This is a genomic window from Nocardia yamanashiensis NBRC 100130, from assembly GCF_001613325.1.
Classification (GTDB): Bacteria; Actinomycetota; Actinomycetes; order Mycobacteriales; family Mycobacteriaceae; genus Nocardia; species Nocardia yamanashiensis.
Genome location: NZ_BDCD01000014.1, coordinates 224,456 through 249,741, shown reverse-complemented (window position 1 = coordinate 249,741; position 25,286 = coordinate 224,456). Strand labels below are relative to the sequence as shown.

The 25,286-nt window shown below is 67.7% G+C and carries 19 protein-coding genes and 4 tRNA genes; 9 read left to right on the top strand and 14 right to left on the bottom strand.

Annotated features, from left to right (window positions below; all coding sequences use genetic code 11):
* Window positions 1–47 precede the first annotated feature (47 nt).
* The 6 genes from NY1_RS15785 to NY1_RS15760 all read right to left on the bottom strand — a co-directional run bounded on the left by NY1_RS15785 (window position 48) and on the right by NY1_RS15760 (window position 12,497).
* Window positions 48–899 (bottom strand): alpha/beta fold hydrolase, encoded by an 852-nt coding sequence (locus tag NY1_RS15785; protein WP_067713108.1) that lies wholly within the window; start codon window positions 897–899, stop codon window positions 48–50.
* Window positions 896–2,065, bottom strand: a complete 1,170-nt coding sequence (locus tag NY1_RS15780) for an FAD-dependent oxidoreductase (protein WP_067713105.1) — start codon at window positions 2,063–2,065, stop codon at window positions 896–898. Before NY1_RS15780 ends, NY1_RS15785 begins: the two co-directional genes overlap by 4 nt.
* Complete coding sequence (locus tag NY1_RS15775; protein WP_067713103.1) at window positions 2,062–2,937, bottom strand: SDR family NAD(P)-dependent oxidoreductase; 876 nt, start codon at window positions 2,935–2,937, stop codon at window positions 2,062–2,064. The genes NY1_RS15780 and NY1_RS15775 overlap by 4 nt, the downstream gene beginning before the upstream one ends.
* Complete coding sequence (locus tag NY1_RS42945) at window positions 2,910–4,295, bottom strand: phthiocerol/phthiodiolone dimycocerosyl transferase family protein (protein WP_067713615.1); 1,386 nt, start codon at window positions 4,293–4,295, stop codon at window positions 2,910–2,912. The genes NY1_RS15775 and NY1_RS42945 overlap by 28 nt, the downstream gene beginning before the upstream one ends.
* Window positions 4,295–11,404 carry a non-ribosomal peptide synthetase gene (locus tag NY1_RS15765; RefSeq protein ID WP_067713100.1) on the bottom strand — a complete coding sequence of 2,370 codons (7,110 nt, stop codon included), beginning with the start codon at window positions 11,402–11,404 and terminating at the stop codon, window positions 4,295–4,297. Before NY1_RS15765 ends, NY1_RS42945 begins: the two co-directional genes overlap by 1 nt.
* Before the next feature lie 400 nt (window positions 11,405–11,804).
* Window positions 11,805–12,497 (bottom strand): alpha/beta hydrolase, encoded by a 693-nt coding sequence (locus NY1_RS15760; protein WP_067713613.1) that lies wholly within the window; start codon window positions 12,495–12,497, stop codon window positions 11,805–11,807.
* Between the two features lie 70 nt (window positions 12,498–12,567).
* On the opposite strand from NY1_RS15760, the gene NY1_RS15755 reads away from it, so the two are divergent.
* Window positions 12,568–13,461: a helix-turn-helix transcriptional regulator gene (locus NY1_RS15755; protein ID WP_067713097.1), complete on the top strand. Its 894-nt coding sequence runs from the start codon at window positions 12,568–12,570 to the stop codon at window positions 13,459–13,461.
* Here NY1_RS15755 and NY1_RS15750 read toward each other — a convergent pair.
* The 3 genes from NY1_RS15750 to NY1_RS15740 are packed head-to-tail and all read right to left on the bottom strand — an operon-like array spanning window position 13,451 to window position 16,258.
* Window positions 13,451–14,011 carry a 3'-5' exonuclease gene (locus NY1_RS15750; protein ID WP_067713094.1) on the bottom strand — a complete coding sequence of 187 codons (561 nt, stop codon included), beginning with the start codon at window positions 14,009–14,011 and terminating at the stop codon, window positions 13,451–13,453. The two genes, NY1_RS15755 and NY1_RS15750, sit on opposite strands and share 11 nt — an antisense overlap.
* A gap of 46 nt (window positions 14,012–14,057) precedes the next feature.
* Window positions 14,058–14,837 (bottom strand): META domain-containing protein, encoded by a 780-nt coding sequence (locus tag NY1_RS15745; RefSeq protein ID WP_174567196.1) that lies wholly within the window; start codon window positions 14,835–14,837, stop codon window positions 14,058–14,060.
* Between the two features lie 17 nt (window positions 14,838–14,854).
* On the bottom strand, window positions 14,855–16,258 hold the full coding sequence (locus NY1_RS15740; RefSeq protein WP_157762260.1) for a lipase family protein: 1,404 nt from the start codon (window positions 16,256–16,258) through the stop codon (window positions 14,855–14,857).
* A gap of 176 nt (window positions 16,259–16,434) precedes the next feature.
* On the opposite strand from NY1_RS15740, the gene NY1_RS15735 reads away from it, so the two are divergent.
* Window positions 16,435–17,070 (top strand): TetR/AcrR family transcriptional regulator, encoded by a 636-nt coding sequence (locus NY1_RS15735; protein WP_067713088.1) that lies wholly within the window; start codon window positions 16,435–16,437, stop codon window positions 17,068–17,070.
* Here the strand turns inward: NY1_RS15735 and NY1_RS15730 are convergent.
* A complete protein-coding gene (locus NY1_RS15730) occupies window positions 17,050–18,231 on the bottom strand; it encodes an acyl-CoA dehydrogenase family protein (protein ID WP_067713085.1) in 1,182 nt (393 codons plus the stop codon). The two genes, NY1_RS15735 and NY1_RS15730, sit on opposite strands and share 21 nt — an antisense overlap.
* A gap of 166 nt (window positions 18,232–18,397) precedes the next feature.
* On the opposite strand from NY1_RS15730, the gene NY1_RS42940 reads away from it, so the two are divergent.
* From NY1_RS42940 to NY1_RS15715, 4 genes are all read left to right on the top strand, one after another.
* A tRNA-OTHER gene (locus tag NY1_RS42940) sits at window positions 18,398–18,485 on the top strand.
* Window positions 18,486–18,510: 25 nt separating this feature from the next.
* Window positions 18,511–18,582: transfer RNA gene (locus NY1_RS15725), tRNA-Trp, on the top strand.
* Window positions 18,583–18,604: 22 nt separating this feature from the next.
* Window positions 18,605–18,681, top strand: a tRNA-Met gene (locus tag NY1_RS15720).
* Window position 18,682: 1 nt separating this feature from the next.
* Window positions 18,683–18,755 (top strand) — tRNA-Asn (locus NY1_RS15715).
* A gap of 28 nt (window positions 18,756–18,783) precedes the next feature.
* On the opposite strand, the gene NY1_RS15710 is transcribed toward NY1_RS15715, so the two are convergent.
* On the bottom strand, window positions 18,784–19,329 hold the full coding sequence (locus tag NY1_RS15710; protein WP_067713607.1) for a dihydrofolate reductase family protein: 546 nt from the start codon (window positions 19,327–19,329) through the stop codon (window positions 18,784–18,786).
* A gap of 728 nt (window positions 19,330–20,057) precedes the next feature.
* Between NY1_RS15710 and NY1_RS15705 the strand changes: the two genes are divergently transcribed.
* On the top strand, window positions 20,058–21,350 hold the full coding sequence (locus tag NY1_RS15705) for a helix-turn-helix transcriptional regulator (protein WP_157762259.1): 1,293 nt from the start codon (window positions 20,058–20,060) through the stop codon (window positions 21,348–21,350).
* Here the strand turns inward: NY1_RS15705 and NY1_RS15700 are convergent.
* Together NY1_RS15700 and NY1_RS15695 are read right to left on the bottom strand one after the other, a co-directional pair.
* Window positions 21,330–22,046 (bottom strand): HAD family hydrolase, encoded by a 717-nt coding sequence (locus NY1_RS15700; protein WP_067713079.1) that lies wholly within the window; start codon window positions 22,044–22,046, stop codon window positions 21,330–21,332. The genes NY1_RS15705 and NY1_RS15700 overlap by 21 nt on opposite strands.
* Window positions 22,043–23,257, bottom strand: coding sequence for an MFS transporter (locus tag NY1_RS15695; protein WP_157762258.1), 1,215 nt, complete (start codon window positions 23,255–23,257; stop codon window positions 22,043–22,045). Before NY1_RS15695 ends, NY1_RS15700 begins: the two co-directional genes overlap by 4 nt.
* A 195-nt stretch (window positions 23,258–23,452) precedes the next feature.
* On the opposite strand from NY1_RS15695, the gene secG reads away from it, so the two are divergent.
* A complete protein-coding gene (gene secG, locus NY1_RS15690) occupies window positions 23,453–23,686 on the top strand; it encodes a preprotein translocase subunit SecG (RefSeq protein WP_067713072.1) in 234 nt (77 codons plus the stop codon).
* Window positions 23,687–23,824: 138 nt separating this feature from the next.
* Here the strand turns inward: secG and NY1_RS15685 are convergent, their stop codons facing one another.
* Window positions 23,825–24,112 (bottom strand): hypothetical protein, encoded by a 288-nt coding sequence (locus NY1_RS15685; protein WP_067713069.1) that lies wholly within the window; start codon window positions 24,110–24,112, stop codon window positions 23,825–23,827.
* 486 nt (window positions 24,113–24,598) lie between these two features.
* Between NY1_RS15685 and NY1_RS15680 the strand changes: the two genes are divergently transcribed.
* Window positions 24,599–25,285, top strand: coding sequence for a DUF1361 domain-containing protein (locus NY1_RS15680; RefSeq protein WP_067713066.1), 687 nt, complete (start codon window positions 24,599–24,601; stop codon window positions 25,283–25,285).
* Window position 25,286 lies beyond the last annotated feature (1 nt).

Genomic DNA, 25,286 nt, shown 5'->3' with positions numbered 1-25,286 from the left:
GGAGTGCGACCGGTGCGCGAGATTTCTCCGCGATGCGGGTGTGTGGATCAGGTAGCGGGCTCGGTGGCGGTCAGGAACTCGGAGATGGCGTCGGCCAGTGCCACCGGTTGATCGAGGGGCAGGCAGGTGGCGCTGTCGGCGATCTCCACCAGCGTGCCGTGTGGGAAGGACGCCGCCAGGCGGGGACCGTGCTCGCGCGGCATGAGCCGATCGCCGCCCGCCCACACCACGAGAGCCGGACCGGGGAACGATTCGGTGGCCTTGGCCCAGCGCGTCAGATCCGCCGGCAGGTAGCTGTCCCGCAGCACCGTCGCCAGATCACCGCGCACGGCGCGATCGGTGAAGCGCAGCTGCCATTCGTCGGCGAGATCGCGGGGGAGCGGGCGCAGCGCGGAGACATCGGCCGCGCCCATCCGGGTGCGGAACCAGCGGGCGCGCATGGGCAGCGCCATCGCATCCAATGCGCCGGGCACCTTGGCGGCGCGGGCGAACAGGCGGCCCGGACGGCCCGGCGGATAGTTGTCGAAGGCCTCACACGCGGTCAGCACCAGGCGTGACAGCCGCTCGCCCTGGCCTTCGGCGAGCATGACCTGGGCTGCGCCCCAATGATTTTGGATGAGCGTGACATCACGCAGGTCCAGGGCGGTGAGGAACTCGCCGGTCAACCGCGCCAGTCCGGCGACCGTCAGATCCGCGCCGGGCCGCATGGGCAGCCGGTGCGCGCCCAGCGGCATGGTCGGGCGGATGCACCGATAGTGCGGTACGAGCCGCGCCACCACCTCCCGCCAGACCCGCGCGTCCTTCATAGCGCCGTGCAGGAAGACCAGCGTCGGCCCCGCCCCGGAATCGAGGTATTCGATGGGCCCGCAAGCGAGTTCGACGGATTTCCAGGCGGTCATCGGGGCTCCAGGGCGGTGGTGACGGGCAGGGTGAAACGCATGGGGGCGATGTTCTGGGCGCGCATGATCGGCATGGGCGTGAAACGCAGAATCGCGTCCCGCACCCGCACCGGCACGGCCGATTCGAGCTGCTCCATCTTGCTGAGCCGCCGCGACCCCGCGACCAGCATGCGGGTGCGATCCCGGCGCGCGGCCTCGTAGGCGCGCAGCGCGCGCACCGGATCCGGGTCGGCGGCCAGGTGATGCGCGAGCACATACCCGTCCTCGATGGCCGAGCCCGCGCCCTGGCTGAAGCTGGTCAGCATGGGGTGCGCGGCATCCCCGGCGAGGGTGAAACGGCCGGTGCCCCAACGGTCCAGGAAGTTCCGGTCCTGCGCCGGGACGCTCACGATGGCGGCCTCCGGGGTGACGGCGATGGCCTCGCGGATCTCCGGCGCCCAGCCCTCGAACGCGCTCGCGATCCCGGTCTTGCCGCCGTCGTAGGCGCGCGCGGTCTCGACGCCGACGTTCTTGGTGCCCCACCAGTAGACGCGCCCGCCGCCGATATCCATCAACCCGAAGCGCTGGCCGCGACCCCAATAATGGCGGGCCACACCGTCTTTCACCAGTGGATGGCTGAACTCGGTGGTGGCGAGCCAGCAGACGTAGCCGTACTCGTTGATCGGTTCCGGCCCGGCGTGCTGCGCGCGGATCGCCGAGCGGATGCCGTCCGCGCCGATCAGCACATCGCCGGTGACCGTGCGGCCGTCGTCGAAGGTGACGGTGACGGCGTGCGCGTCCTGCTCGAAACCGGTCACGCGCGCCCCGAAATGGATGGGCGTGTCGCCGATCGCGGTGCGTAGCGCGGCCATGAGATCGTCGCGGCCCACCGTGACGGCGGGGAAGCCCAGCTCGTCCTGCATGGACCGGAACGGCAAGGCGCGCAGCACCTTCCCGTCGGGGGCGTGGATGAAGAACTGCTCGGTGATGCATCCCAGGCCCGCGACGGTGACGTCGATGCCGAGCGCGTCCAGCACGGCGGTGGCATTGCTGAGAATGCCCAGCCCGGTACCGGTCGAACGCAATTCGCTTGCTGCTTCGAAGATTTCGGCGTCGATGCCGTGTCGTCGCAGCGCGGCAGCCGTGCTCAGGCCGGCCACACCGGCTCCGATGATCAGGACTTTCATTTGATGCTCCTGGTGAGGGCGAGGTCCAGCAGGCGATCCGGCAGCAGGCGCGCGGCCAGGGTGCCGAGGGTGACATCGCGCCCCACCGGATAGCGGGTGCGCGGGCGGCGGGCGGTGAGAGCGTGTTCGAGGGCGCGCGCCACATCGACGGGCGTAGTGGCGCCGTCCGTGGCGGTGGCGGCATTGGCGGCGGAGAACGCGGTGAAACGGTCCCGGTACAGGGCCGCGATGGGAGCGGGGGCGGTGTCGAGCAGCCGTGCCGCGGTCTCGGCCTGCTTGCGCCAGATCGGGGTGGCGATGGCGCCCGGTTCGACCACCGATACGGTCACCCGCTGCGGGGCGAGCTCCCGGCGCAGCGCATCCGAGAGGCCCTCCTTGCCGAATTGGCTTGCGGCATAAGCGCTCAGATACGGCAGCGCCACCCGCCCGACCCCGGAGGTGACATTGACGATGCGCCCGGCCGGACCGCTGCCGGTCCCGTCGGTGGCGCGCAGCAGCGGCAGGAACTGACGGATCATGGCGGCCACGCCGATCAGATTGACCTCCAGCTGATACCGCAGCTCCTCGATCGGCACGCATTCCAGCGGCGCGGACACGCTGATCCCCGCATTGTTGACCAGCCCGAGCAACCCGGCGGGCCCGAGCTGCTCACCGATCACCTTGTGCGCCTGCGCGATCGACTCCGCGGAGGTCACATCGATCTCCACCGGCCGCAGATCCCCGCTCGCGGTCCGGGTCAGCCCGGCGGCCGCTTCCGGATCGCGCACGCCCGCGAACACGGTGAACCCGCGCTCGGCGAGCCACAGCGCGCCCGCCCGGCCCAGCCCGGACGAACAACCCGTGATCAGGACGGCATTACTGATGTCGGACAAGGCTTCTCGCTGTTCGATCGGTGGGGCAGCCCGAGGGCCGCATGGAGCACGGAGACCGAGGCGTCGGCCAAGCGCGCGGCGCGCTCGGCGGACACGGCATCCTGGATATAGGTGAAGTTCCAGTGCAGGGTGTCGTGGCTGGTGTTCACGCTCGCCACGAAATTCCCGCTGATGGAGATCCCGGCCACGAACTGCGCGCCGGACAACCGCCACGCGCCGATCCGGTCGGGGAAGTCGAAACGGCCGATATTCGACAGGCAGATATTGCCGTTGCCCCGCGCGTCCACCAGCGCCACGGCCCGGGCACCGGTGGCGGGGGACGCCGGGCAGATCACCGGCAACAGCGAGATCTGCGCCAGATGCTGACGGAATCGCTTGCGCCGCCGCAACTCCCGATTCACCGCCCGCGCCACACCCCAGAAATCGGTCCCCGGCCCGAAGCGTGGCCGCGACGGCACCGTGGCGACATACGCGCCCACCTCGTCAGCGCCTGCCGCCGGCCGCAGCTCGTCGCGGAAGTTCATCGGCGCACCGATCGTCACCCGGCCGGTCTCGCCCGCAGCGATCACGTCCCCGTACGCCTGCGCCATCGCGGCCGTCAACGCCCCGTGCACGGTGACTTCCTCCGCCGCGCAACGCGTCACCAGCGCGGCCAGCGTATCGGCCGCCAGCTCACGGCTCACCAGCCGACTGTCCCGCTCCGTCGCGCCGACCGGCTGTTCCGGCAGCAATCGGCGCGGCCGCAGCGCGAGCCCGGCGACCTGATCCACAAACCCGGATCCGAGCGCGGCCGCCACGCCCGGCCCGCCCCGGAACAACCGGGGCAGCATGGCATCCGGCGCGGGCAGTGCTTCCCGCCGCACCCAGGTCTCCGACTCGGCCGATGGGGCAGCCGTCGCCGCATGCTCGACGAGTCGCCGGAGCAGGGTCAGGGCGGTGGTGGCGTCGGCGATGACGTGCGAGATCGTCAGTACCAGGTCGTGGGTTTCCGCGGCGGTTCCGGCGGCGGTCCGGATGTCGGTGAGCCGCAGGAGGGGACGGATGTCCGTCTCCAGGGCGGTGTTCAGTTCGACTCGGTCGACGTGGTCTTCCCACGGGACGTCATCCACCGTCGTGATCGGGATGCGCGGGTCGGCTGCGGGGACGAAGGCCGGGGCGGTGCCGTCGGCCCCGCTGACGATGCTCACCCGTAGCAGGGGGTGTTCGACGGTGAGGGCGTGGGCGGCGGCGCGCAGGGTGGCCGGGGGGAGGGCACCGTGCACGCGGACTCGCGCCACCACATTGAGCGGCGAGAGGCGGTCGCACACGTGGTACCACCGTTCGCTCGCGCTCAACGGGCGCTGTATCTCGGTGTCCATCAATCGTTTCCAGAGCTCGATTCCAAGGCGGGGGTGCGGTTGAGCAGGTCGGCGAGCAGTCGCGCCACGGTCGCGATATTCGGTTCGGTCATCATGGAGAGGTGATCGCCGGGGATCTCCCGGATATCCAACCCGAAATTCGCCCAGCGTTCCCACCCGTTGTCGGCGTCGCCGAACATGGTGCCCGCCAACCGATGTGCGGTCTCGAGGCTCGCGGGCAGGCCGTCGGTGGCCCGGAGCAGCGTGAACGGGCGCTGCACCGGGGACATTCGATAGGCCAGGGCCGCTTGGAAATTGGCGTGGAACACCGCGTAGAGCCGGCGCACCAGCTGCGGGGAGGACTCCGGCGGCAGGATGCCGTGGTCGACGGACTGCCGCAGGATCGAGTCGAACAGTTCGTCGCGGTCGCTGGCGGAGGTGTCGAAGAGCTGCTCCAGGTCCAGGACGGCGGCCTCGCTGCCCTTGGCGTACCAGAGCAGTTCGCCGAAGAACCAGACGATGAGATCCTTCTCGTCCACGTGTTCGGGCGGGGTCTCGCGCAATGCCATGGTGTCCAGCAGCACCAGTTGCTCGACGGCCGAATCACCCAGTTGCCGTGCGACTTCCAGGGCGACATAACCGCCGAAGGACCAGCCGGCGATGTGATAGGGGCCGTGCGGGTGTGCGCGCCGGATCGCCGCCACATAGGAGGCCGCCAGCTCCTGCACGGTGGTGAGGGGCGTGGTGCCGGGGACCGCGCCCGCGGCCTGCAAGCCGTAGACCGGGCGATCGCCGCCCATATGCCGCGCCAGGGGCACGTAGCAGACGATATTGCCGCCGATGGGGTGGATCAGGAACAGCGGGGTCGCCCCGGAATCCGAATGCATCAGCGGCACCAGCGGATCGAAGCCGCGTTCCGCGCCGCCCGCGCGCACCACCGCCGCCAGTCCGGTCGCCGTCGGTGTGGCGACGAAGGTTTCCAGGGGCAGGTCCACATTCCAGCGTTCGGCGACCGTCATGGCCACGCGCATCGCGCCGATGGAGGTGCCGCCCGCGGCGAAGAAGTCGGTGTCGGCGGCGAATTCGGCGGTGCCGCTGAACTCGGCGAGGATCGCCGCGATCTCGCGTTCCCATTCATCGGCCGGCGCCCGGCCGACCGCGACCGTGGCGGGCTTTTCCGCCAGACGGCGCAGCGCGGCATCGTCGCGTTTACCGCTGGGCGTCAAGGGCAGCGCGTCGATCCAATGGAATCGTGCGGGCACCACGTGCGCGGGCAGGCGCGTGCGCAGCTCACCCCGAACCTGTTCGGCAGCAAGCGGTTTGGTGCCGGGTGCGGCGACCAGGAAGGCTTCGAGGGCCGCGTCGACGCCCGCCAGCTGCCGGGCCACCACCGCCGCCTGCTCAACGCCCGCGATCTCCGCGAGCGCGAACTCCACCTCGGCGCATTCCACCCGGAACCCGCGCACCTTCACCTGGGTATCGGTGCGGCCGAGGCAAACGATGTCTCCGCCGGACAGTTCGATACCCAGATCGCCGGTGCGATAACGGATTCCGCCACCGGCGTGCGCGACGAACCGCTGTGCGGTGAGTTCGGGCCGCCCCTCGTATCCGCGCGCCAGCCCGGCACCGGACAGGTAGATCTCACCGGGCACCCCGGGGGCCACCGGCCGCAATCGCTCATCGAGCAACTCCACCCCGGCCGCTCCCACGATGCTTCCGACGGGCGGCAATCCGGGGAACCGTTCCGGTGAGCCGCTCATCGAATAGGCGAGCGCCACATGCGATTCCGTCGGCCCGTACTGGTTCTCCAGCACTACGCCCGGGTTCGCGGCCGCCAGCGCACGGATCTCCGGAGTGATCCGCAGCTGCTCACCCGAGGACACCAGCGCCGACAACGTGGTCGGATACGCTTCGGTCACCTTGGCCGCCTCGGCCAGCGCCTGCAATGCCACATACGGCAGATACAGCCGCTGCGCACCGCTCTCGGCGACCACCCGCGCCAGCGCGGCCGGATCCCGCCGCTGCTCCTCGGTGATCAACCGCAAGGTCCCGCCCCCGGCCAGCGTCGCGAAGATCTCCTGGAACGAGACATCGAACGACAACGGCGCGAACTGCACCGTCACCCCGCCCGACGCCGCCGTCGCCGCCCGCCGCTGCCACCGAACCAGATTCGCGAGCCCCCGATGCGGCATCGCCACCCCCTTCGGCTCACCCGTCGACCCGGACGTGAACAGCACGTAGGCGATCGACTCCGGATGAATCGCGGGCAGCACGCCCCCGGCCGCATCACGAGCAGGCATGCTCGCGCTCGAGCCGTCTGCCGACCCGCTCGCACCCGGGCGGTGCGCGGGCCCGGCCGCAGCTGAGCCGACCTGCGGGAGTAGGTCCTGCACGTCGGTGAGGATGCGGAACGGGTGGGCACGCGCGATCATCGCGGCCCGGCGGGCTTCCGGGTAGGACGGATCCAAGGGGACCACGGCGGCGCCGGCGCGCAGGATGCCGAGGACGACGGCGATCTGTGCGGGGGAGCGGTCGAGCTGTACCGCGATGCGGGCGTTCGCGGGGAGGCCGTCGGCCAAGAGACGCAGGGCGACGGTTTCGGCGGCGCGGTCCAGGTGCCCGTAGGTCCAGGTGCTCGAATCATCGACCAGTGCGGGTGCGTTCGGGCGCAAGGCCGCCATGGCTTCGATCTGGTGGACCGCGTCTTCGAGGCGGGCGTGGGCCGCGTCGATGCGGCCGTGCGGGTCACGGACGAGCGCGGCCAGGACACCGATGAAGAGGCGGCCGTATTCCTCGCATTGTGGGTGGCTCAGCGAGTCGCGGCCCGCGCTGATGCGCAGGGTGATGTCGTCGGTGCGGGGATCGACCGCGGCGGTGACCAGGAGCGCGAAGTTCGTTTCCTCGCGGATACGGAAATCGGCGAGCGCGAGGTCGGCCGCGGCGGTCACGCCGGTGAAGACGTGGTAGTTGACGAAGTTGAAGGCGGTGTCGAAGGGGACGCCGCCGTGGTCGGCGATCATCGCACGCAGGGGGTAGCGGCGGTGGGGGTGGCTCTCGCGTTCCTGGGCCGCGACCTGACGTACCGCGTCGAGGCGGTCGATCGGGGTGCTCCCGAGCCGGACCGGGAGGGTGTTGAGGAAGAGCCCCGCCACCGAATCGCCGCCTATGCGAGCGGGTCTGGCGTGTGAGACCACGCCGGTGATGATGTCGTCCGCGCCGGTCATGGCTTGCAGGGTGAGGCAGTGGGCGGTGAGCAGGATCGATTTGAGGGGTAGTCGTTCGGTGGTCGCGGTCGTGCTGATCGCGCGCCGCAGCCAGCGGGGGAGCAGCGCGTTCACCTCGACCGGGCCGTCGGCGGCCGGCGGTTCGTAGGCGCGGGTCGAGGACAGGGCGGTGGCGGGGGCATCGGCCAGGAGGCGGGACCAGTAGGCGCGTGAGCCGGTGTCGTTCCGCGCGTCCTGTTCCGCGCGGGCGTATTCGGCGAGCAGGGTCGCGGGGTACGGGGTGGCGTCCACCGGGGCGATATCGAAGCCCAGCAGGTGCAGGTAGTCCTGGAGCAGTTCACGCACCAGATTGGCGACGCTCCACCCGTCGAGAATGGCGTGGTGGAAGCTGAAGGTGAGTTCGAACCCGTCGGCGTCGGGCAATACCCGCATGCGGTGCAGTGGGGCCCGGTCCAGCACATAGGGTTCGGCGGTTTCGGAGGCGCCGATCCGCAATGTGCCAGGCACCTCGTGGTGCACGATCTGGATCGGCAGGGAACGGCCGGTGAGGTCGAACCCGGAACGCAGCGCCGGCTGCCGCGCCACCAGTCGCGCATAGGCGGCGCGGAACGGAGCCTCCTGCCAGGGCATGCGCAGCTGATAGGTGAAAACGTCTTGGTACAGCGTGGATTCGCGGCGCTCGAGACTGTGGAATAGCATGCCCAGCTGTAGCGCGGTGGCGGGGAAGGCGTCCTCGGCGTCGGCGAGCGCGCCCCGGTCGATGAGCGGTATCAGTTCCAGGGCTTGCGAAACCCCGATATCGGCGATGGTTTCCCCCGCGTCGACGGCCGCGGCCAGATCGGCGATGGTCGGGCGGGCGAAGAACCGGTCGATATCGAACCGCAGCCCGCGCTGCTCGGCCGCCGTCCGCAGGCGCAGCGCGAGAATGGAATCGCCGCCGACGGTGAAGAAGTCGTCGTCCACGCTCAGTTCGCGTGCTTCGACGCCGAGGACCTCGGCCCACGCCTCGGCGATCAGATGCTCGGAATCGGTTTGCGCGGAACGGGTCTCGGCTCGATGCAGGATCGGTGACGGCAGCGCCTTGCGATCGGCCTTGCCGCTGCCGGTCAGCGGAATCCGTTCCATGCGCACGAAATACGACGGCACCATGTATCCGGGCAGCCGCGCGGCCAGGTGCTCGGCGACCTCGCCGTCGGTCGCCGGGCCCGCATAGTAGGCGACCAGCGTGGTGGCCTCGCCGTGCACCCGCGCGTCCACCACCACACCGGCGGTCACGCCCGGGCATTCGGCCAGCGCATTGTCGATCTCGCCCAGCGTGATTCGATTGCCGCGCACCTTGACCTGGTCATCGAGCCGGCCCAGGTATTCCAGATTCCCGTCCGCCAGCCAGCGCGCCAGATCACCGGTCCGATAGCGCCGCCTGCCCGGCACCCGCTCGTCGGCGACGAACGCGGCCGCGGTCAGATCATCCCGCCCGTGGTACCCGCGCCCGACGCCGACGCCCGCGATATTGAGTTCCCCGGCCACGCCGACCGGGCAGCGCCGCCCGGCCGGATCCAGCACCAGCAGCGCGATATTGTCGATCGGCCGCCCGATCGGCACCCGCGAAACCTGCGCGCCGACTTCGTAATACGACACATCCACGGTCGCCTCGGTCGGCCCGTACAGATTGATCAACCGCACGTGCGAGAGCCCTAGACCGGCGAACACTGCCCGGAACCGATTCGCCAGCGCGGGCGTGAGCGCCTCCCCGGAGCAGAAGACCAGCCGCAGTGAGGCCAGCTCCGCGGCCGGTACTCCTTGCTCGGTCACGTGATCGAGGAACGGGCCCAGCATCGACGGCACGAAATGCATGACCGACACCCGATGCCCGGTGATGGCCGCCGCGATCACCCGCGGGTCCCGCTCCCCGCCGTGCGGCAGCAGCGCGACCCTTGCGCCGACCAGGCCCCACCACATCAGCTCCCACACCGAGACGTCGAAGGTCGCGGGGGTCTTCTGCAGGATCACGTCATCGGCCGTGAGCGGGTAGGCGTTCTGCATCCACGTCAGCCGGTTGACGACCGAATTGTGCTCGATCATCACGCCTTTCGGCTTGCCGGTGGAGCCGGAGGTGTAGATGAGATAGGCGAGATCGTCAGGCCGCGTCGAGGACGGCGTCACCCCGGGCGTGGCTCGCGGGGTGTGCGGGTCGATCCGGGAGACACCGAGTTCGAGTGCGGTGGAATCGAATTCGGGGCCCGCGATGAGCACTCGGGCGCCGCAGTCGTCCACGACCGTCGCGATGCGGGCGGGCGGGTAGTCGGGATCGATCGGCACGTACGCGCCGCCGGCGGCGAGCACCGCGTGGATGGCGATCACCAGTTCGGGGGAGCGGCGCAGCAGCAGCGGCACCGGTTCCTGTGCACGCAGTCCGGCGCCCCGCAGCGCGCCCGCCAGCGCCTGCACCTGGTCGCCGAATTCCGCATAGGACAGGGTGGTTTCGGTGCCGTCGACAAGCGCAGCCAGGGCCGGCGCTGCCGGGGTGCGGCGGATCTGCGCCGCCACCAGCGCATCGATCGTCGCCTGCCGATCCAGCGGACCGTCCTCGGGTCCTTCGAATCCGGCGATCCGTGCGTGGTCGGCGTCGAGCAGGGCATCGAGTTCCGCCAAGGGCGTATCGGGTGCGTCCAGCGCCGCGCGCGTCAGCGCGAACACCTGCTGGATCAGGTCGTCGATGGGGAAGTCGGCGTCGAACACGTCCTCGGCGTAGAACACATCGAGCTCGATGGTGCCCTCCCGCCGGAACTCGCGCGCGGCGATGTTCAACGCGTCCAGGGACGACCCGGTGGACAGCACCGAGATCTCGTCGATGCCGTCGGGCAGTTTGCGGTCCGGCAGCGACATGTAGGAGTAGGTGACATCGAACAGGCTGCCGCCGCCCCGGCCTTGTTCGCGCAGCGCCGCCTGGAGGTCGCCCAGCGGAAAACGTTGCCGCAGTGTCAGTTCGCTGACCGCCTCCGCCGTCAGCGCCGCCTGCTGCGTCAGCGTCAGCGACTCGTCGATATCGAGCGCCAAGGGCAGCATGTTGGCGGTGTGCCCGACCAGGTACAGGTCTTCCCGGCGCCGATTGAGCAGGGGCACGCCCAGCACGATGTCGCCATCGCGGTGAATCCGCCGCAGATACCAGGCCAGGGCCGTCGCCGTCACCGCGAACACCGATTGCCCGGTGGTGCGCAGCCGATCCCGGTCCGCCTTCGTCAAGCGCAGCGTCCGCCGCCCGCGCGCCTGCTCCCGCACCGTCGTCCCGCGTGCGAACAAGGCGGGCGACAGGTCCGCCACCCGTTCGGTCAGCGCGGCGGCGTCCTGCTGGAATCGGTCCGAATTCCGGTACTCGCCTTCGGCTTTCAGGAACTCGGTATAGCTCTGCGCCGCGATCTCGGCGCCGGATTCCGCTCCCAGATAGTCCTCGCACCAATGCCGCAGCAGAATGGTCAGCCCCCACAGGTCCACCACCGCGTGATGCGCGCACACGTACAGCAGGAACGATCCACTGCCGTCGACCACGATCGCGGCCCGGATCAACTGCCCGTCCGGCGGCAGCACCGTCTCGGTGGTCCGCCGCACCCACTCCTGCGCGGCCGCCTCCGGATCCGCGGCCCCGCTCACATCGACCAGATCGATGGATTCGGCTTCGTCGCTGATCCACTGCGTCATGGCGTGCGCGTCGATGCGCATCCGCATCGCCTCGTGCCGCCAGCCTTCCCGGAACATGCACTCGCGCACCCGGTCCACGTCCAGCGGCGCGCTGATCCGCACATACCCGGCGATCTGCGCCAGCGGCAGCTCCGGAAACAGTGCCCCCACGGTCACGACATCACGCTGATACCCCGTCAGCGGACGGATTTCCCTGTTCACGGCAGTCATCGCCGGCAACTCCCTCTGGGCATGCGAATGGAGGTCGGTCGCGATTGCGTGCGGCGCGACGAAATCGCCGGACGACTCGATCGGCCTCGGTTGTGCAGCGGGACAAATGAATTCCCGCGCCGATAGGCATCGGCACAAGTGGGAACCCGGACTAGACGGCGACTTTGCCTGTAGCCCTACGGGTTTCGAATCTAGACGTTCGCTGGGCGTTCGCGCGCTGTGATGATCTCCACAATCCGGTCGGTCCGGAAATCGCGCGGTCGGGAAAACCGGAAGATATGCCGGTCACGCGTCCAGTGGGTGGAATCCGCAGGCGGTCAATTGTGAATGGTCACAAACGAACCGCGGGCCGCACCGTGTCGATCGGTGCGGCCCGCGGCGTGGGTTCGTGCGAATATGGTCAGCCGATTTCGGCGGCCGCCTGATCGATCAGATCGGCGACGGCCTTGGGCTGCGAAGCCAAAGAGGCATGGCTCGCGGGCAATTCGACGATGGCGCGCGGGTTCATGCGCTGCGCCATGCGCCGTTCGTTGTCGGGATGGATCATGCGGTCCTCGGTGGAGACCTGGTACCAGCTCGGCTTGCTCTTCCACGCCGGGGCGGTGACCGTGTCGCCGAAGGTGGACCCGACCGGGGCCTTCTGGGTGACGGCCATGACCAGCGCCTCGTCCGCGGGCAGATCCTGGGCGAAACTCTCACCGAACTTGTTCTGCGCGATCCACACGTAGCCGTCCGAATCCGGGACGATGGCCGCCACCGCGGCGGGCGGCTGCTGTTCGGTGATCTGGCCCAGGCTCTCCCCGGCATCGGGGGCGAAGGCGGCGATATAGACCAGACCCGCCACATTCGGCAGGTCGCCGGCCTCGGTGATGACCGCGCCGCCGTAGGAGTGACCGACCAGCAACACCGGCCCGTCGAGCTGCCGCACCATCTTCCGGGTGCGTTCGGCGTCATCGGCGAGCGAGGTCAGCGGGTTCTCCACCGCGTGCAGGTTGTCGTATCCGCGCTGCTTCAGCTCGACGATCACCTTCGCCCAATGCGCCGCCCCACCCCAGAAACCGTGAACCAGAACGATTGCGGGCTTGTCCGCCATGACGTTGCCTTTCGGTTGTTCGAGCACTTGCGAGCAACGGCTACGCTAATCGGATGATGAGGCAAATACCATGACGAGAACGCCGGATGATTTTGCCGTTCGTCCGGAATCGGGCGTCGATTGCGATCCGGTGCCGGACGCGCTCTCGGAGTTGCTGGACACGGTGCGGCTGCGCGGGGACGGGGTGCACCGGTACGCGCTGGCGGACGGGGCACGGCTGGAGTTGCCCGCGCGGCGGGTGCTGCACATCGTGGAGTCGGGCACGGTGCGGTTGCGGGTGCCGGGTGAGAACGTCACCGTCACAGTCGATTCCGGGGACATGGTGGTGCTCGCCCGGGGCGACGCGCATCGGCTCGAAGCCGTCGGCGGGCCGGCGCGGTGGGTGACCGGGAGCTACGCGGTCGATGAAATGCTCGCCGCGCCTTTGCTTTCGGTGCTCGCGCCCGCCATCGTCATCGGTGGATCGGCGCCGGGGCGCGAATGGCTGCCATTGAGCATGAAACTGCTGCTGGTCGAAGTCACCGATCCGCGGCCCGGGGCGGCGGTCATGATCTCCCGGATTCTGGATCTGCTGTTCGTGCACGCGCTGCGCGCCTGGTCGGCCGATGCCGCCGCGCCCGGATGGCTCACCGCCGCACTGGATCCCGCGCTCGCACCGGTCATCACCGCCGTTCACCGGGATCCGGCGCGGGCGTGGACCATTCCGGAACTGGCCGCGCTGGCCAATATGTCGCGCACCAGTTTCGCCGAACGGTTCACCCGCCGGCTGGGCAGCTCGCCCGGCGCGTACCTGGCCGATCGCCGATTGAGCCGGGCCGCGGAACTGCTGCGGTCGACCGACGATCCGGTCGCGGCCATCGCCCATCACGTCGGTTACGACTCCGAAGCCGCCTTCAGCCGCGCCTTCCGGCGGCGTTACGAGTTGCCGCCCTTACGGTTTCGCAACAGCACGCTCACGCCGTGACCGGCCACTTGTCTTCGCGCAGCATCCCGGCGATCAGCGCGGCGATATTCCAGGCATCGTCGCCGCCGCGATGATGCGTGCCCTCCAGGGGCAATCCGGTCATCGCCAAGGCGCCGGCCATGCCGAAACGCCGGTGCGTGCCGCGTGATTCGGAGAACGCCAGCTTGGCATTGGTGTGCACGCTGCCGAACGGATAGCGCACACCCGTTGCGGCGCACTGGCGTTCGAACTGCTTGCGGTCGTAATCACCCCAGCTCGCCCACGGCCGCGAATCGGAATGGAATTCACGGCGCAGCAGCTCGCACGCCGCGTCGAAGGAGATGCCGGTGGCGACCTGCGCGGCGGTGAGAGTGGTCAGCTGCGTGCAGAATTCGCTCACGGTGGAGCGATCCGGGCGCACCAGGATGCTGTGCTTCTCCACCCGCTCCAAGGTCTCGGTATCGAGCACACACAGGCCGATCTCGATGATCTCGCTGGGCATGCCGGGCGGGGCAGCCTTCTCCCAGCAGGTGGCCTCCACATCCACCACGTTCAATAATCGTCGGTTCATAGCGCCGGACGGTACCTGCGCGGGACCGTCCGGCGATATCGAATAATCACTCGGCGCGCAGGCCCAGACCGGTGCCGGTGGCGGCATTGCGCAGGGTCAGCTCATCGGAATCGACGGTGGCCGTGGTCTTTCCGTCGAGCACGGCCAGCACCTGACGTTCCACCTCCATCACATCCGGTTCGCACATCATGCGGGTGGTGCCGACCTGGAAGGTCACGTCGGTGCCGGACACCTCCGCCTTGCCGGTGAGCCGGTTGCAGCCCGCGCTGCCGGACACCGCGCCATCGGGGGAGATGGTGATCGCCGGGCGCACCGCGTCCAGGGTGGCCGAGCGCGTCACCGCGTCCTTGCTGATCAGGGAGTTGACGATCCAGGTGGTGCCGACCAGTGGTTTGTCCGGCTTGGCGACCTTGCGGTCCTGCAGGGTGACGGTGACGCCATTGCCTTTCAGGGTCAGGTCCGCGCCGTCCAGTTTCCAGTCGGGGGCCGAGCGCAGCAGGCCGTCCAGCCAGCCGTCGGCGCCTGCGCGGTCACCGGGGCAGGCCATCATGGTGGCGGCCAGATCGCCGACCTTCAGGGTGTTGCCGTCGAGGGTGACCGGGCCGGTCATGGTGTTGCAGCCGGCGTTCGCGGTCAGGCGATCGTCGCGGAAGGTGAGAGTCAGCGGGCCGCCGCCGGGGATGGGCGTGCCCTCCACCCGGGTGGAGAGGTAGGTCTTGCCCATCAGATCCGAACCGGACTGCGAGCTGTCGTCCTCGGACGAACAGCTCGCAGCGGCGAACGCGGTGACGGCGAACAGAGCCGCCCACATGCGAATTGCTGGCATGTAGCCGATCGTACGGGTCAGACCGGCATGCCCAGCGCAGACGCGAGGGTCTGGCCGATGGCGTTCACGAAAGCGCCCAGCGCGCCGGGGTCGAGAATGCCGCTGTACACATCGCGGTTATGGCAACCGGTCGGTACCTCGAGGCCGTTGAGCCGGTCGTTGAGCCACAGCGCCGCGCTCGCGGTATTCGACACGGCGGCGATGCCGTGCTCGCTGAGCAGGTCCCGGGTGTAGAAGACGCGGGCCGACGGATCCTTGCAGTAGATGTCGTAGGTGTTGTTGACCGCGTTGACCGGCATCACCTCATCCAGCGGGGCTTCGTAGATGTACAGCGGCGCGGTCGGCGTACCGCGATGGCCCAGGCTCAGTTCGTCCAGCACCGGCTGCACCTCCGGCGAGAGCATCGGATCGCCCGGATAGTCGAACAGGCCCTTGATGTTCACGAACGGGAACGCCGCGAATTGCAGCGCCACGCACTGGTTCTCGTGCACGGCGCGGGTGGCCTTGCCGAGCGGGTTCATATAGCGGTCGATGAAGGCGTTCACCTGCGGATACTCGCGCGCCACGCCGAACAGGCCGCCCATCACCGCGCCGCCGAACGCGGACGTGCCGTTGTTGTAGTCGATGGCCATGCGGATATCGGCCATCAGGCCGCCGGTGGCGCTGCCGACCAGATTCAGCTCCGGCGCGTAGGTCGGCTGGAGTTCGGCGGCGTGCGCGGTCGGGATCGCGCCGCCGGAATAGCCCCACAGCGTGACGCGGGTGTCGGTGCCGGACAGGGCGGCGGGCTCGAAGTTCTCCGCGGCGCGAATGCCGTCCAGGGTGATGCGGCCGCCCAGCGGACCCACCGCATAAGCCGCGTTCGGGCCCTGATGGTCCGGGACCACGACCGCGTGGCCGAGTTGCAGCATGGCCTGGACCTCGATGAACTCGGCCTGCATGACCGCGTTCAGGGGGTTGGGCAGCGAACCCATCTGCAGGGCGTAGGAGGCGGCGCAGTTGATCGAGAGCGAGTCCTCGGCCATCTGGAACGAGACCAGTCCGCGCTGCCCGGTCGGTGCGGCGCGGTGCGGGACGATGACGGTGGTGACCGCCGCGATCGGCTCGCCGCGGGTGTTCGTGCTGCGGAACGACAGTTGCCAGGCGTTCACGTTCAGCGGCAGCAGCCAGAAATTGGCCAGGTTCACCTGGCGGGCGGCCAGGATCTCACCCGGCTGCGCGGCGGCCACCCGCGCCGGATCCGGTTGATAGAAGCCGGGATCCAGATACGGCGGCGCCGGCGGCACCGGGAACGGCAGGGCCGGCTGCACCGGAACCTGTTGTGCGGATGCGGTATTCGTCATTGCCGGGCCGGCGGCGACGGCGACCCCCGCCGCCACCGCCAGGCATGCCCGGGCGAATGCCGTGGACCCCGTTGTCATATCGAACTCCTCTGTGCCGCGCGCGGTGCGGCCGAGCGTCCGCCCCCATCTCAGATAGAGAGCGTTTGTTTCCTAACTTTGCGAGGCCGACCCTAGAATGCGGGCATGGAATGTGTCAACGGTCACGCCGAGCCGTATGCGAGTAGCGCGCGCCCGGCACGGCAGGATGTTCGGTCGTGAGCGAACAACCCCGCCCGCGCCGCACCCAGCAGGAGCGCAGGGCCGCGACCGTGGCCAAACTGGTCGATGCGACGACCGCCGCAATCGGCGAGGTCGGCTATCAGCGCACCACCGTGCAGGAGATCTGCGGGCGCGCCGGGCTGTCGGCCGGGGCCATGTTCCGGCAGTTCGACACCCGCCTCGATCTGATCGTGCGGACCGCCGAAGAGGTGTTCACGCGGCAGCTGGCGGCATATCAGGTGGCGATGGAACACCTTGGGGCGCAGGACAATCCCCTGGACACGGCGCTGCGGTTCCTGCGGCAGGCGCAGCAGTCCAACCTCACCCACGCGCTGCGGGAGATCTACCTGGCGGCGCGCTCGGATGCCGAGCTGCGTGAACGCATCGCGCCGATCGCCGAGACGTACTACCGCGAGATCGGGGTGACGCTCGAGCGCACCGGCGTCCTCGCCGGGTTCCCCGCCTCGATCCGGGAATCGCTGTTCTTCATGCTGCTGCACCTGTTCTCCGGCGAGGCCGTGGTGCGCGGGGTGTATCAGCGGCCCGATCTCGACGATTCGGTGCTGAAGCTGGTCGAGGACATGCTGGCCGTGTACGCGGCCCAGAGCGGGTCAGATCATCGCGCGGAGTAGACCCTCCGGCTGGAAACCCAGGCCGCTCAAGCCGGCGGCGTGATAGACGGTGCCCGGGCTGTGAATGGCGTGATGCAGGCCCGCGTGGGCGTCGCGCCAATAGCGTTGCAGCGGGCGGTCCATGCGTAGTGCGGCGCCGCCGCAGCGGGGGTAGATGTCGTCGATGGCGCGGACGGCCTGCCAGGCGGCATTCACCTGATTGCGCCGGCCCTGCGCGCGCCTGGCGAACGAGACGTCCTTTCCGGCGTCGACGAGGTCCCAGATCTGTTCGGCGTTGGTGATCAAACCTTCACGCGCGGAATTGATTTGGGCGGCGGCTTCGGACATGGCGTACATCGTGTAGGGGTCGTCGCGCACCGCGGTGCCCTGGGCATTGATTCGCTCGCGCTGATAGTTGACGGCCTCGGCGAGCATGCCCTCGCAAATGCCGATCGTGGCGGCGGTGATGCCCAGTGGGAACATGCACGACCAGGGCATTCGGTAAAGCGTCTGCGACAACCCCGCCTCGCGGACCTGAGTGCCGTCGATCAGCCGGTCGTATTCCATGACGCGGTATTCCGGAATGAAAGTGTCCTCGATGACGAGATCCTTGGATCCGGTGCCTTTGAGCCCCACCACATCCCACGAATCCTCGATGATCGTGTACTCGCTGCGCGGAATGATCACGTGCAGCATGGTGGGCGGGCCGTTCACATTCCCGTTCGCATCACACTTCATCGCTCCCAGAAAAGCCCACTGACAATGGTCGGTGCCCGAGGAGAACCCCCACCTTCCGCTCATCCGATACCCGCCCTCGACCGGGATCGCCCGCCCGTTCGGCATATACGGCGAGGCCACCCACGTCCCGTCGTCCTCGCCCCACACCTCCTCCTGCACCCGCGGATCCGCCATCGCCAACTGCCAGGGATGCACGCCCACCACCCCGTGCACCCACCCCGCCGGCGGGTTCAGCGCCGCCGTGGCCATCACCGTCTCCGCGAACTCCCGCACCCCCGTCTCCAGCCCGCCGTGCACCCTGGGCTGCAGCATCTTGATCGACCCCGCCCTCTTCATGATGTCCACCGCCGAATCCGTGAGCCGCCCCAGCCGATCCGCCTCCGGCCCGCCCTTACGCATCTCCTCCCGCTGCGCCATGATCAGCTCCAGGACCGACTCCGCCATCTCCGCCTCCGATTGCTCGCTGGAATTCGATGGTGCCGCACCGCGCCCCGCCGGAAGGCCACTTCCGCCATACCGGGCCCTGGCCGCCCGCACCGTAATTCGGTTGCACCCCCACCCCGCACCTGCGAACGTATTAGTACCGCAAGCTCGAAGAGCAAGCGAACAAGGAAAGTCCCGGCCTGCGGAGGCCAGCCGGTCTTGAAAACCGGAGGCGGGCAACAAGTCCCGGGGGTTCGACTCCTCGACTTTCCGCACCTGCCCGAATTCCCGGGCAGCCGAATGGGTGTAGCTCAATGGCAGAGCGGCGGTCTCCAAAACCGCGCGCAGGAGGTTCGATTCCTTCCACCCGTGCGAGCGTGCAAATACACGCCGGAGCGGTGTAGGGGAGCTCGGAACCCCGGTGGGCTCATAACCCACAGGTCGTCGGTTCGAATCCGACCACCGCCACCAATGGCTCGTAGCTCAGTCGGCAGAGCGTCCGCCTGTTAAGCGGAAGAGCGCAGGTTCGAACCCTGCCGGGCCAGCACACATCCGACGGGGAGTGGATCCCCGTCAGCGCGGGGCAAGCCGGTGCACGACGATTCCGGATTTGAAGGTTGTCGTCCCGAGCAAGTCCAGGTGGGTGAGTTCGGCGTAGCCGTCGAAGAGGCGGTCACCGGAGCCTGCGATGGTCGGGAAGATCCAGAAGTGATACTCGTCAACAAGTTTCGCTTCGAGCAGCGTGCGGGACAACGATCCGGTGCCGAACTTGAGAATGTCACCGCCGTCCTCCGCCTTCAGCGCCCGCACCGCATCCGCGACATCTCCTTGCAGGACAGTCGCATTCCAGGTGGCATCGCCCTGAGCGAGCGTGCGTGAAGCCACGTACTTGGGCATGGCGTTGATCCGTGCGGTGTACGGATCCTCCTCCGGCCGAGTCGGCCACACCGCCGCGAACCCGGCATAGGTTTCCCGCCCGAGCAGCAACGCATCGGAAGCGAACAGCAAGCTCGACGCGTACTCACTATGCTCCGCATCCCAATACGGCCCACCCCACTTGTGCGGCTCGCCCACAACCCCATCGGTGGTCACGAACGTGGATTCGATGATCTTCCGCATACCCATCCCTTTCAACTTCGACTAGACCTCCGACCAGCCTCTCGCCTCGCCGACGCCCCGAACAAGACACATTCGCTGCACGGAGCGTGAAGCATCGCTACGCCCCACCTCGAGTGAAACCAAATGGCTTTCCGTGAACGAGCCTGTTAAAGTAGTCGCCGCGACGCGGGGAAGTTCCTGGATCTATAGCTGGGAACAGAGTTGAGTTCCCCGGCGTCGTCCAAAATTTCCAGGGGTGTAGTGCTCCCCTTCCTTGCCTTCAGGGCACGTCCGCGGTGGGCGAAGTCGGACAGTCTCAGGGATTCATGCCGGGCATCCGTGCACCTCACCGACGTAGCGCGCGATAGTTTTACGTGGAGAGACGCATTCGACATCGCAGCAGCTGGTGAGTTGATCGAGTGTGAACGCGTCGATGTGCTGTAGCGACGGGATGAGGACTGCGTCTACGTCTGCGGCGCGGACCTGATCGAGCAGGGGCAATGGCGAGGCATCGGACGGCCAAATCAGGATGTAGCCCAGCCGCCTTGCCAGACGTGCGATCTGTGCGCGATTCCATTGAGCGGCACGCCCTGAACGTTCTACGTCTACGTGGCCTACTGCGGTCGGGAACACTCGCATGGTGACTGCCCTCCGGGACGGTGGTTGCGGCTGTGTCCTTCGAGAGAACTCCGTTCGCTGTCACGGCAGAAAGGTGGCAAAACCGAGGAAAGTGCGACTTGCCACCCTGCTTGATCAGCGAGAATTGGCGATATGCAGGGGTGGCGATGAAAGGCACGGGTGGTGAGCTCGAGCAGCGGGCGGCATCGGTCGCAAACCGATTGGCTCGGGAGATCAAGCGCCTGCGGACCGCGGCGGGGTTGAGTCAGCGGGTCCTGGCGACTCGAATCGGCTACTCACGGCAGTACGTGTCCATGGCCGAATGGGGAGACGCGAACATTCCGTCGCTGGACCTGGTTACCGCCATCGATACCGCGCTCGGTGCGGGTGGCACCTTGGTCGCCTTGCGAGGCGAAGCCAAGGCGGATCGGTCATTGTTCGAGAGTCAAACTGTCTCCGTCGGACGGCAATTGGAAGAACCGATCGACACACTCGTACGGTCATCGAGAATCACCGAGGGGACGATCGCTGGTTTCACTGCTGTAACCCGGCTGCTGGCAGGGCAGCGGCAGAGTATTGCTCCGGAAGCGCTGGTGGGAGTCATTGCGGCGCATCGTGATTCGGTGGCGGAACTCTTTCGGGTTGCTGACGAGGACTCGGCCAAGCGGCAGCTCGGTGCGTTGCTCGGGGAAACCTCGATCGTCGCGAGTCGTTTGTGGAGTGCCGTGGGGGATCGCCCGATGGCATTGGCCAACTGTGTGTACGCGCGGCAACTTGGCGACAAGCTCGGAGATCCTCTGCTGAGTGCGATCGCCCGGATCTTCGAAAGCAACCTGCGATCGGATGCCGCGACTTTGATCGGCACGGATGGTGACATCGTGGTCGGGCTTCGGATGTTGCGCGAAGCCGCAGCATTCGGCGACGTTCTGCCGGCGGCGGCGCGAGCGAGGATCGCGGCCGAGCAGGCGCAGATCTATGCGGTGCTGGAACTTCCGCGAGAATGTCGCGACGCTTTGGTTGCCGCATACCGTGCGGTGGAGGAAATCGACGAGGTCGACCGGACCGGACTCTTCAGCGACTGGAATCCCGCACGTCTACGGGTCTACGAAGGGACGTGCTGGCTGTTTCTGCACGAGCCGCGGCGGGCGATCGCTGCACTCGAAGCGGCAGTGCGGGCGACCGGACCAGGAGATCGGAATGTCGGGCTGGCTGCGCAAGTCGATCTCGCCAGCGCATATGTGCTCGACGGTGAACTCGTGGAGGGATGCCGGTTGATCGGCGAGACCTACGAGAGTCTGGCGGCGATGGGCAATCAGCGTGGCATCGAACGCGCTCGGTGTGCGGTCGAACGGCTGGCTCCGTGGAAGGCCGAACAGCCGGTTCGTGAGCTGGTGCAGCGGATCTCAGCGTCCGCGGATCAGTGACTCGACCGTGGTGACCACCGTATCCGGTTGCAGCGCAGCGAGAATCGCATCGGGAGCGTGGTGAGCGAGTTCGCCTCGGCTCGTTCGATGGGTTACCACGATCACATGGAGTCCGGCATGCCGTGCGCACGCGATGTCGTTCGCCGCGTCGCCGATGACGACGGTGCGAGCGGGGTCGAACTTGGTGTCGTACTGGGCAGGGAATCGTTCGGCGATGACGGCGGGGAGGTCGAATCGGTCCCTGGCGTCGGACCCGTACGCGCCGATATTCATGTCCAGGTGCGAATTCAAGCCGGTCACACGCAGCTTCACCTCGGCTGCCGAGCGCAGGTTGCCGGTCAATACGGTTTGTACGAAGCCGCGCGAGTGCAAGGCGTCGATCGTGGCTGCGGCACCTGGGTACGCAGGCTGGTCCCGGGCCAGTTCTTGTTCGCCCTCCGCCATGACCTTGGCGAGTTCCTGGTGGAAGTCGGGGACACCGAGTTCGGCGGTTTCCGCTGGAATGCCGGACGCGACAGCGGTATCCACCACGATCGACTCGTCGGTATAGCCGTGTACGCGGGCGGTCGGGAAGGTGATCGCCGCCTCCGCGAGGGAATAGGTGCGTGCGATCGCCCTTCGGAGCCATCGCAGATCAGCGGGAATGAGGGTGCCGTCGATGTCCCAGATAATGAGTCCTGCGGGGTCCGCGCTCATACCGTGCATTGTGGCAGACCGGTGTGGCGCGAGCCCCTCTTGACCGCGACGATGCCAGCCGTGGCGGCCGCGGTGGTCAGGACGATGCCGCCCAGGACGAAGCCCCGGGCAGGGGACGATGCGATGAGTGCTGGGATGGCGATCATTCCGGCTGTGCCCGCGGTGCGCATGACGATGTGGTTGAGGGTGAGCAGGCGTAGGCGTACTGCTGATTCGAAGGACGAAAGGTGCGTGCTCATTGTGATCGCGATGATCGCGCCGAGATAGCCGGATGTCGTTGCGAACAGGGCTATCAAAGGGACGCTGTGGGCTGTACCGATGGCGATGTGCAGGATCCCCGTAGCCGTCCAGGCTGCGCAGAATCTCAGGGGGAATCGGCCGCCTGTGACGTGTAGGGCGGTCAGGTTGCCTAGTACGGAGGCGATTCCGATGGATGTGAGCAGCCAGCCGTAGGTTTCGGGGCCTGCGTTCAGGTGTTGGACCAGTAACAACGGCAGTCCGATGGCGGGGAGTGCCATGAGGAGAAAACCGATGCCTTGTACTGCGAATGCGGTTGAGAGGTGGCGGTATTCGCGGAGGATGTGCCGGTATCCGAGCTGGGGTGGCGATCGACCGGGCTCGAACTTCGTGAGGCCGAAGGGTTTCCGGGGAAGCGTGAGGAGTGCGATCGCGGAGGCCGCGAAGGTTGCGGCGTCGATTGCGAACAAGGTCGTGATGGGGCAGACCATGAGCAGTAGGGCGGCCAGAGCGGGGCCGCCGATGCGGGCGAGGCGGCTCGTCAGATCCATCAGGGTGACGGCCTCCGCTCGGTCGTCAGGGGCGACGAGGTCGGGAACCAGGGTGCCGAGGCATGGGTCGAAGGCCGCGCCGAGGATGCCGAGGAGGGTGACCGTGCTCAGCATGGCCGGGGTTCCACCCATGGTCCAGGCCCACGGCAGTACGGCTGTCAGTACTGCTCGCAGCGCGTCGATGCTTGCCAGGGCCGTAAAGGAGAGGCAGCGCGTCAGCAGTCGATGTCCGCACGCGCCCAGCACGATGTACGGGACGGACTCGGCGACGGCGACCGCGCCCATGGCCAGCGGGCCCGACCGCTCCAGTGCCAGCCACATGATCGCCAGCGCGAAGAATCTGTCGCCCGTCTGGGATAGCAGTTGCGCGGCCCACATGGTCAGCAGTGATCGGCGGCGAAGCAGTCTCGGTGACAACAGCACGGCGGGTGACCTGGGGATTGTTCGGCCTTCTACTCTGACGATCCCACGGGTGCACAGTGCGGATGTGCCGAATTGCCTGGCTACGGTCGGTAGAGTGCGCGTGTCGAGTTGCGTCGGCGCGGTCGGCCCGCGGTGGTCGACTCACAGGCAGGGTGTATGCGATCACTGCGCTGACGACCGCATACACTGTCCGGCATGCGCATGTTCCTGGATATCCTCCTGATCATCACCAGCGTGTTGCTGGTGCTGCTGGTGCTGTTGCACCGCGCCAAGGGTGGGGGTCTGTCCAGTCTCTTCGGTGGTGGCGTGCAGTCGAGTCTGTCGGGGTCGACCGTCGTGGAGAAGAATCTGGACCGCATCACCATCTTCCTGGGTGTGATCTGGTTGATCTCGATTCTCGGTATCGGGCTCGAGATCAAGTTCGCGTAGTAGTCGCGGGGTAAGACATGAGCCCGGGCGTCGCGATTGCGGCGCCCGGGCTACTTGTGTTGGGGGAGAAGGGGTTATCGGTCGAGGTGGCGGCGAGGCATCGCTGACAGCGCGGGCCATCTCGGGTGATTACGAAGGTCAGCCGACCCGGCACAGCCATTCGGTGCCGTAGTGGGCGGCGTTCCCGCCGTCCAGGTGGACCCAGTGGCCGCCGTTGTCGCCGCAGGGCTCGCCTTCGACATGTGCGGGACCGGGCGGCGCTGACGGGGTGACGCCGGCGCTGCCGGTGAACACGCCGTCGGGGAGCGGAATGGAGATGCCTGGCGCGGGCTGCCACACATCAGCCTGTGCGGTGGCCGAGGCGATCAGGGCGCCCGCAAAAGCGGTGGTGAGCGTGGCTGTCAGTACTGCTGCGAAACGCTTCATGCCTGGCCTTTCTCGTGGAGCGGATGCGGAGGTGACAGACTTCCGCTCTCCTCAATAGCTGAACGGTAACCACTCATCTTGGCGAACTGCGCGCAAATGCGGCAATGATCTGGGTCACCACCGATGGCGGCTACCGCTGGCGGAAATCTGCTCGACCCGGTCGAGTGGTGAAACGTACTCTGCGCGCATGTGCGTTTATCCGAGCCGGACGCATCTGGTGTGTTTGCCGTGCCGGGTGTCGTTCAAGGCCTCGATCGGGCGGGGGCCGGAGCGGTGTCCGCAGTGTCAGGGCGAATTCATCGATGCCGGACCGCATCTCGAAGTTCCGCGGAAGGTCGACAAGACCGGGTGGCGGGTGCTGGGGGCGGTGCTCGAAGCGGGGATGGACTTCTATGGCGGGTGCTGTGGGACCGGGCCGGGTTATCGGCCTCGGACGCCGCGTGAAGTTCGGGAGCTTTTGGGCTGAGGGGCGGGCATCATAGGTTGATGGACTTGGTGAATGCGGTGGCGCCGAGCCTCGCGGGGGTGCTGCATCGCAATTTGTTGTGGATGGTGTGGAATACGGTGCTGGCTTGGATTCCGGTGATCCTGGCGTTGCTGGTGTTTCGGGCCAAGTCGGTGGAAGACGGGCGGTTACCGATCTCGCCGTTCTGGTGGGGCGGGGTGGGGTTGCTGTTGCTGTTCTTGCCCAATGCGCCTTATGTGGTGACGGATCTGGTGCATTTGCGGGATGACGTGCGGGCCGTGGGGGATGGGCCGGTGGTGAGTACCGTGCTGCCGGTGTATGCGGCGTTCATTGTCAGTGGGTTCGTCGCGTATTACCTGGTGCTGGCGGAGCTCGGCAGATTTCTGGCGCGGATGGGGCTCGAGGTGTGGCGGGCGCCGGTGTATCTGTGCATTCATTTGCTTTGCGCGGTGGGCGTTTTCCTCGGGCGGTGGGTGCGGCTCAATAGTTGGGAGCCGGTGGTGCAACCGCGGGGGACACTCGAGCGGATGGTGCTCGCGCTCACCTGGGAATGGGCGCCGGTGTTGATCGGGGCGGTGTTCGTGGCAACCGCGGTGGGGCACTTCGTGACTCGCGCCGTGGTGGAGGCGGGGGTGGCGAGCGTCCGGCGCGGCGCCCGGCTGATCCGCACCTTGCGGTACGGATCGCCGAGCACCGAGCAGGCGTGAC

Excerpts from the sequence above, each read along its gene's own strand:
- NY1_RS15710 (WP_067713607.1), bottom strand. The coding sequence starts at position 19,329 with ATGCGGAAGATCATCGAATCCACGTTCGTGACCACCGATGGGGTTGTG.
- NY1_RS15765 (WP_067713100.1), bottom strand. The coding sequence starts at position 11,404 with ATGACTGCCGTGAACAGGGAAATCCGTCCGCTGACGGGGTATCAGCGT.
- NY1_RS15755 (WP_067713097.1), top strand. The coding sequence starts at position 12,568 with ATGACGAGAACGCCGGATGATTTTGCCGTTCGTCCGGAATCGGGCGTC.
- NY1_RS15745 (WP_174567196.1), bottom strand. The coding sequence starts at position 14,837 with ATGCCAGCAATTCGCATGTGGGCGGCTCTGTTCGCCGTCACCGCGTTC.
- NY1_RS15760 (WP_067713613.1), bottom strand. The coding sequence starts at position 12,497 with ATGGCGGACAAGCCCGCAATCGTTCTGGTTCACGGTTTCTGGGGTGGG.
- NY1_RS15750 (WP_067713094.1), bottom strand. The coding sequence starts at position 14,011 with ATGAACCGACGATTATTGAACGTGGTGGATGTGGAGGCCACCTGCTGG.
- NY1_RS42945 (WP_067713615.1), bottom strand. The coding sequence starts at position 4,295 with ATGGACACCGAGATACAGCGCCCGTTGAGCGCGAGCGAACGGTGGTAC.
- NY1_RS15785 (WP_067713108.1), bottom strand. The coding sequence starts at position 899 with ATGACCGCCTGGAAATCCGTCGAACTCGCTTGCGGGCCCATCGAATAC.
- secG (WP_067713072.1), top strand. The coding sequence starts at position 23,453 with ATGCGCATGTTCCTGGATATCCTCCTGATCATCACCAGCGTGTTGCTG.
- NY1_RS15680 (WP_067713066.1), top strand. The coding sequence starts at position 24,599 with ATGGACTTGGTGAATGCGGTGGCGCCGAGCCTCGCGGGGGTGCTGCAT.
- NY1_RS15740 (WP_157762260.1), bottom strand. The coding sequence starts at position 16,258 with ATGACAACGGGGTCCACGGCATTCGCCCGGGCATGCCTGGCGGTGGCG.
- NY1_RS15730 (WP_067713085.1), bottom strand. The coding sequence starts at position 18,231 with ATGGCGGAGTCGGTCCTGGAGCTGATCATGGCGCAGCGGGAGGAGATG.
- NY1_RS15700 (WP_067713079.1), bottom strand. The coding sequence starts at position 22,046 with ATGAGCGCGGACCCCGCAGGACTCATTATCTGGGACATCGACGGCACC.
- NY1_RS15685 (WP_067713069.1), bottom strand. The coding sequence starts at position 24,112 with ATGAAGCGTTTCGCAGCAGTACTGACAGCCACGCTCACCACCGCTTTT.
- NY1_RS15780 (WP_067713105.1), bottom strand. The coding sequence starts at position 2,065 with ATGAAAGTCCTGATCATCGGAGCCGGTGTGGCCGGCCTGAGCACGGCT.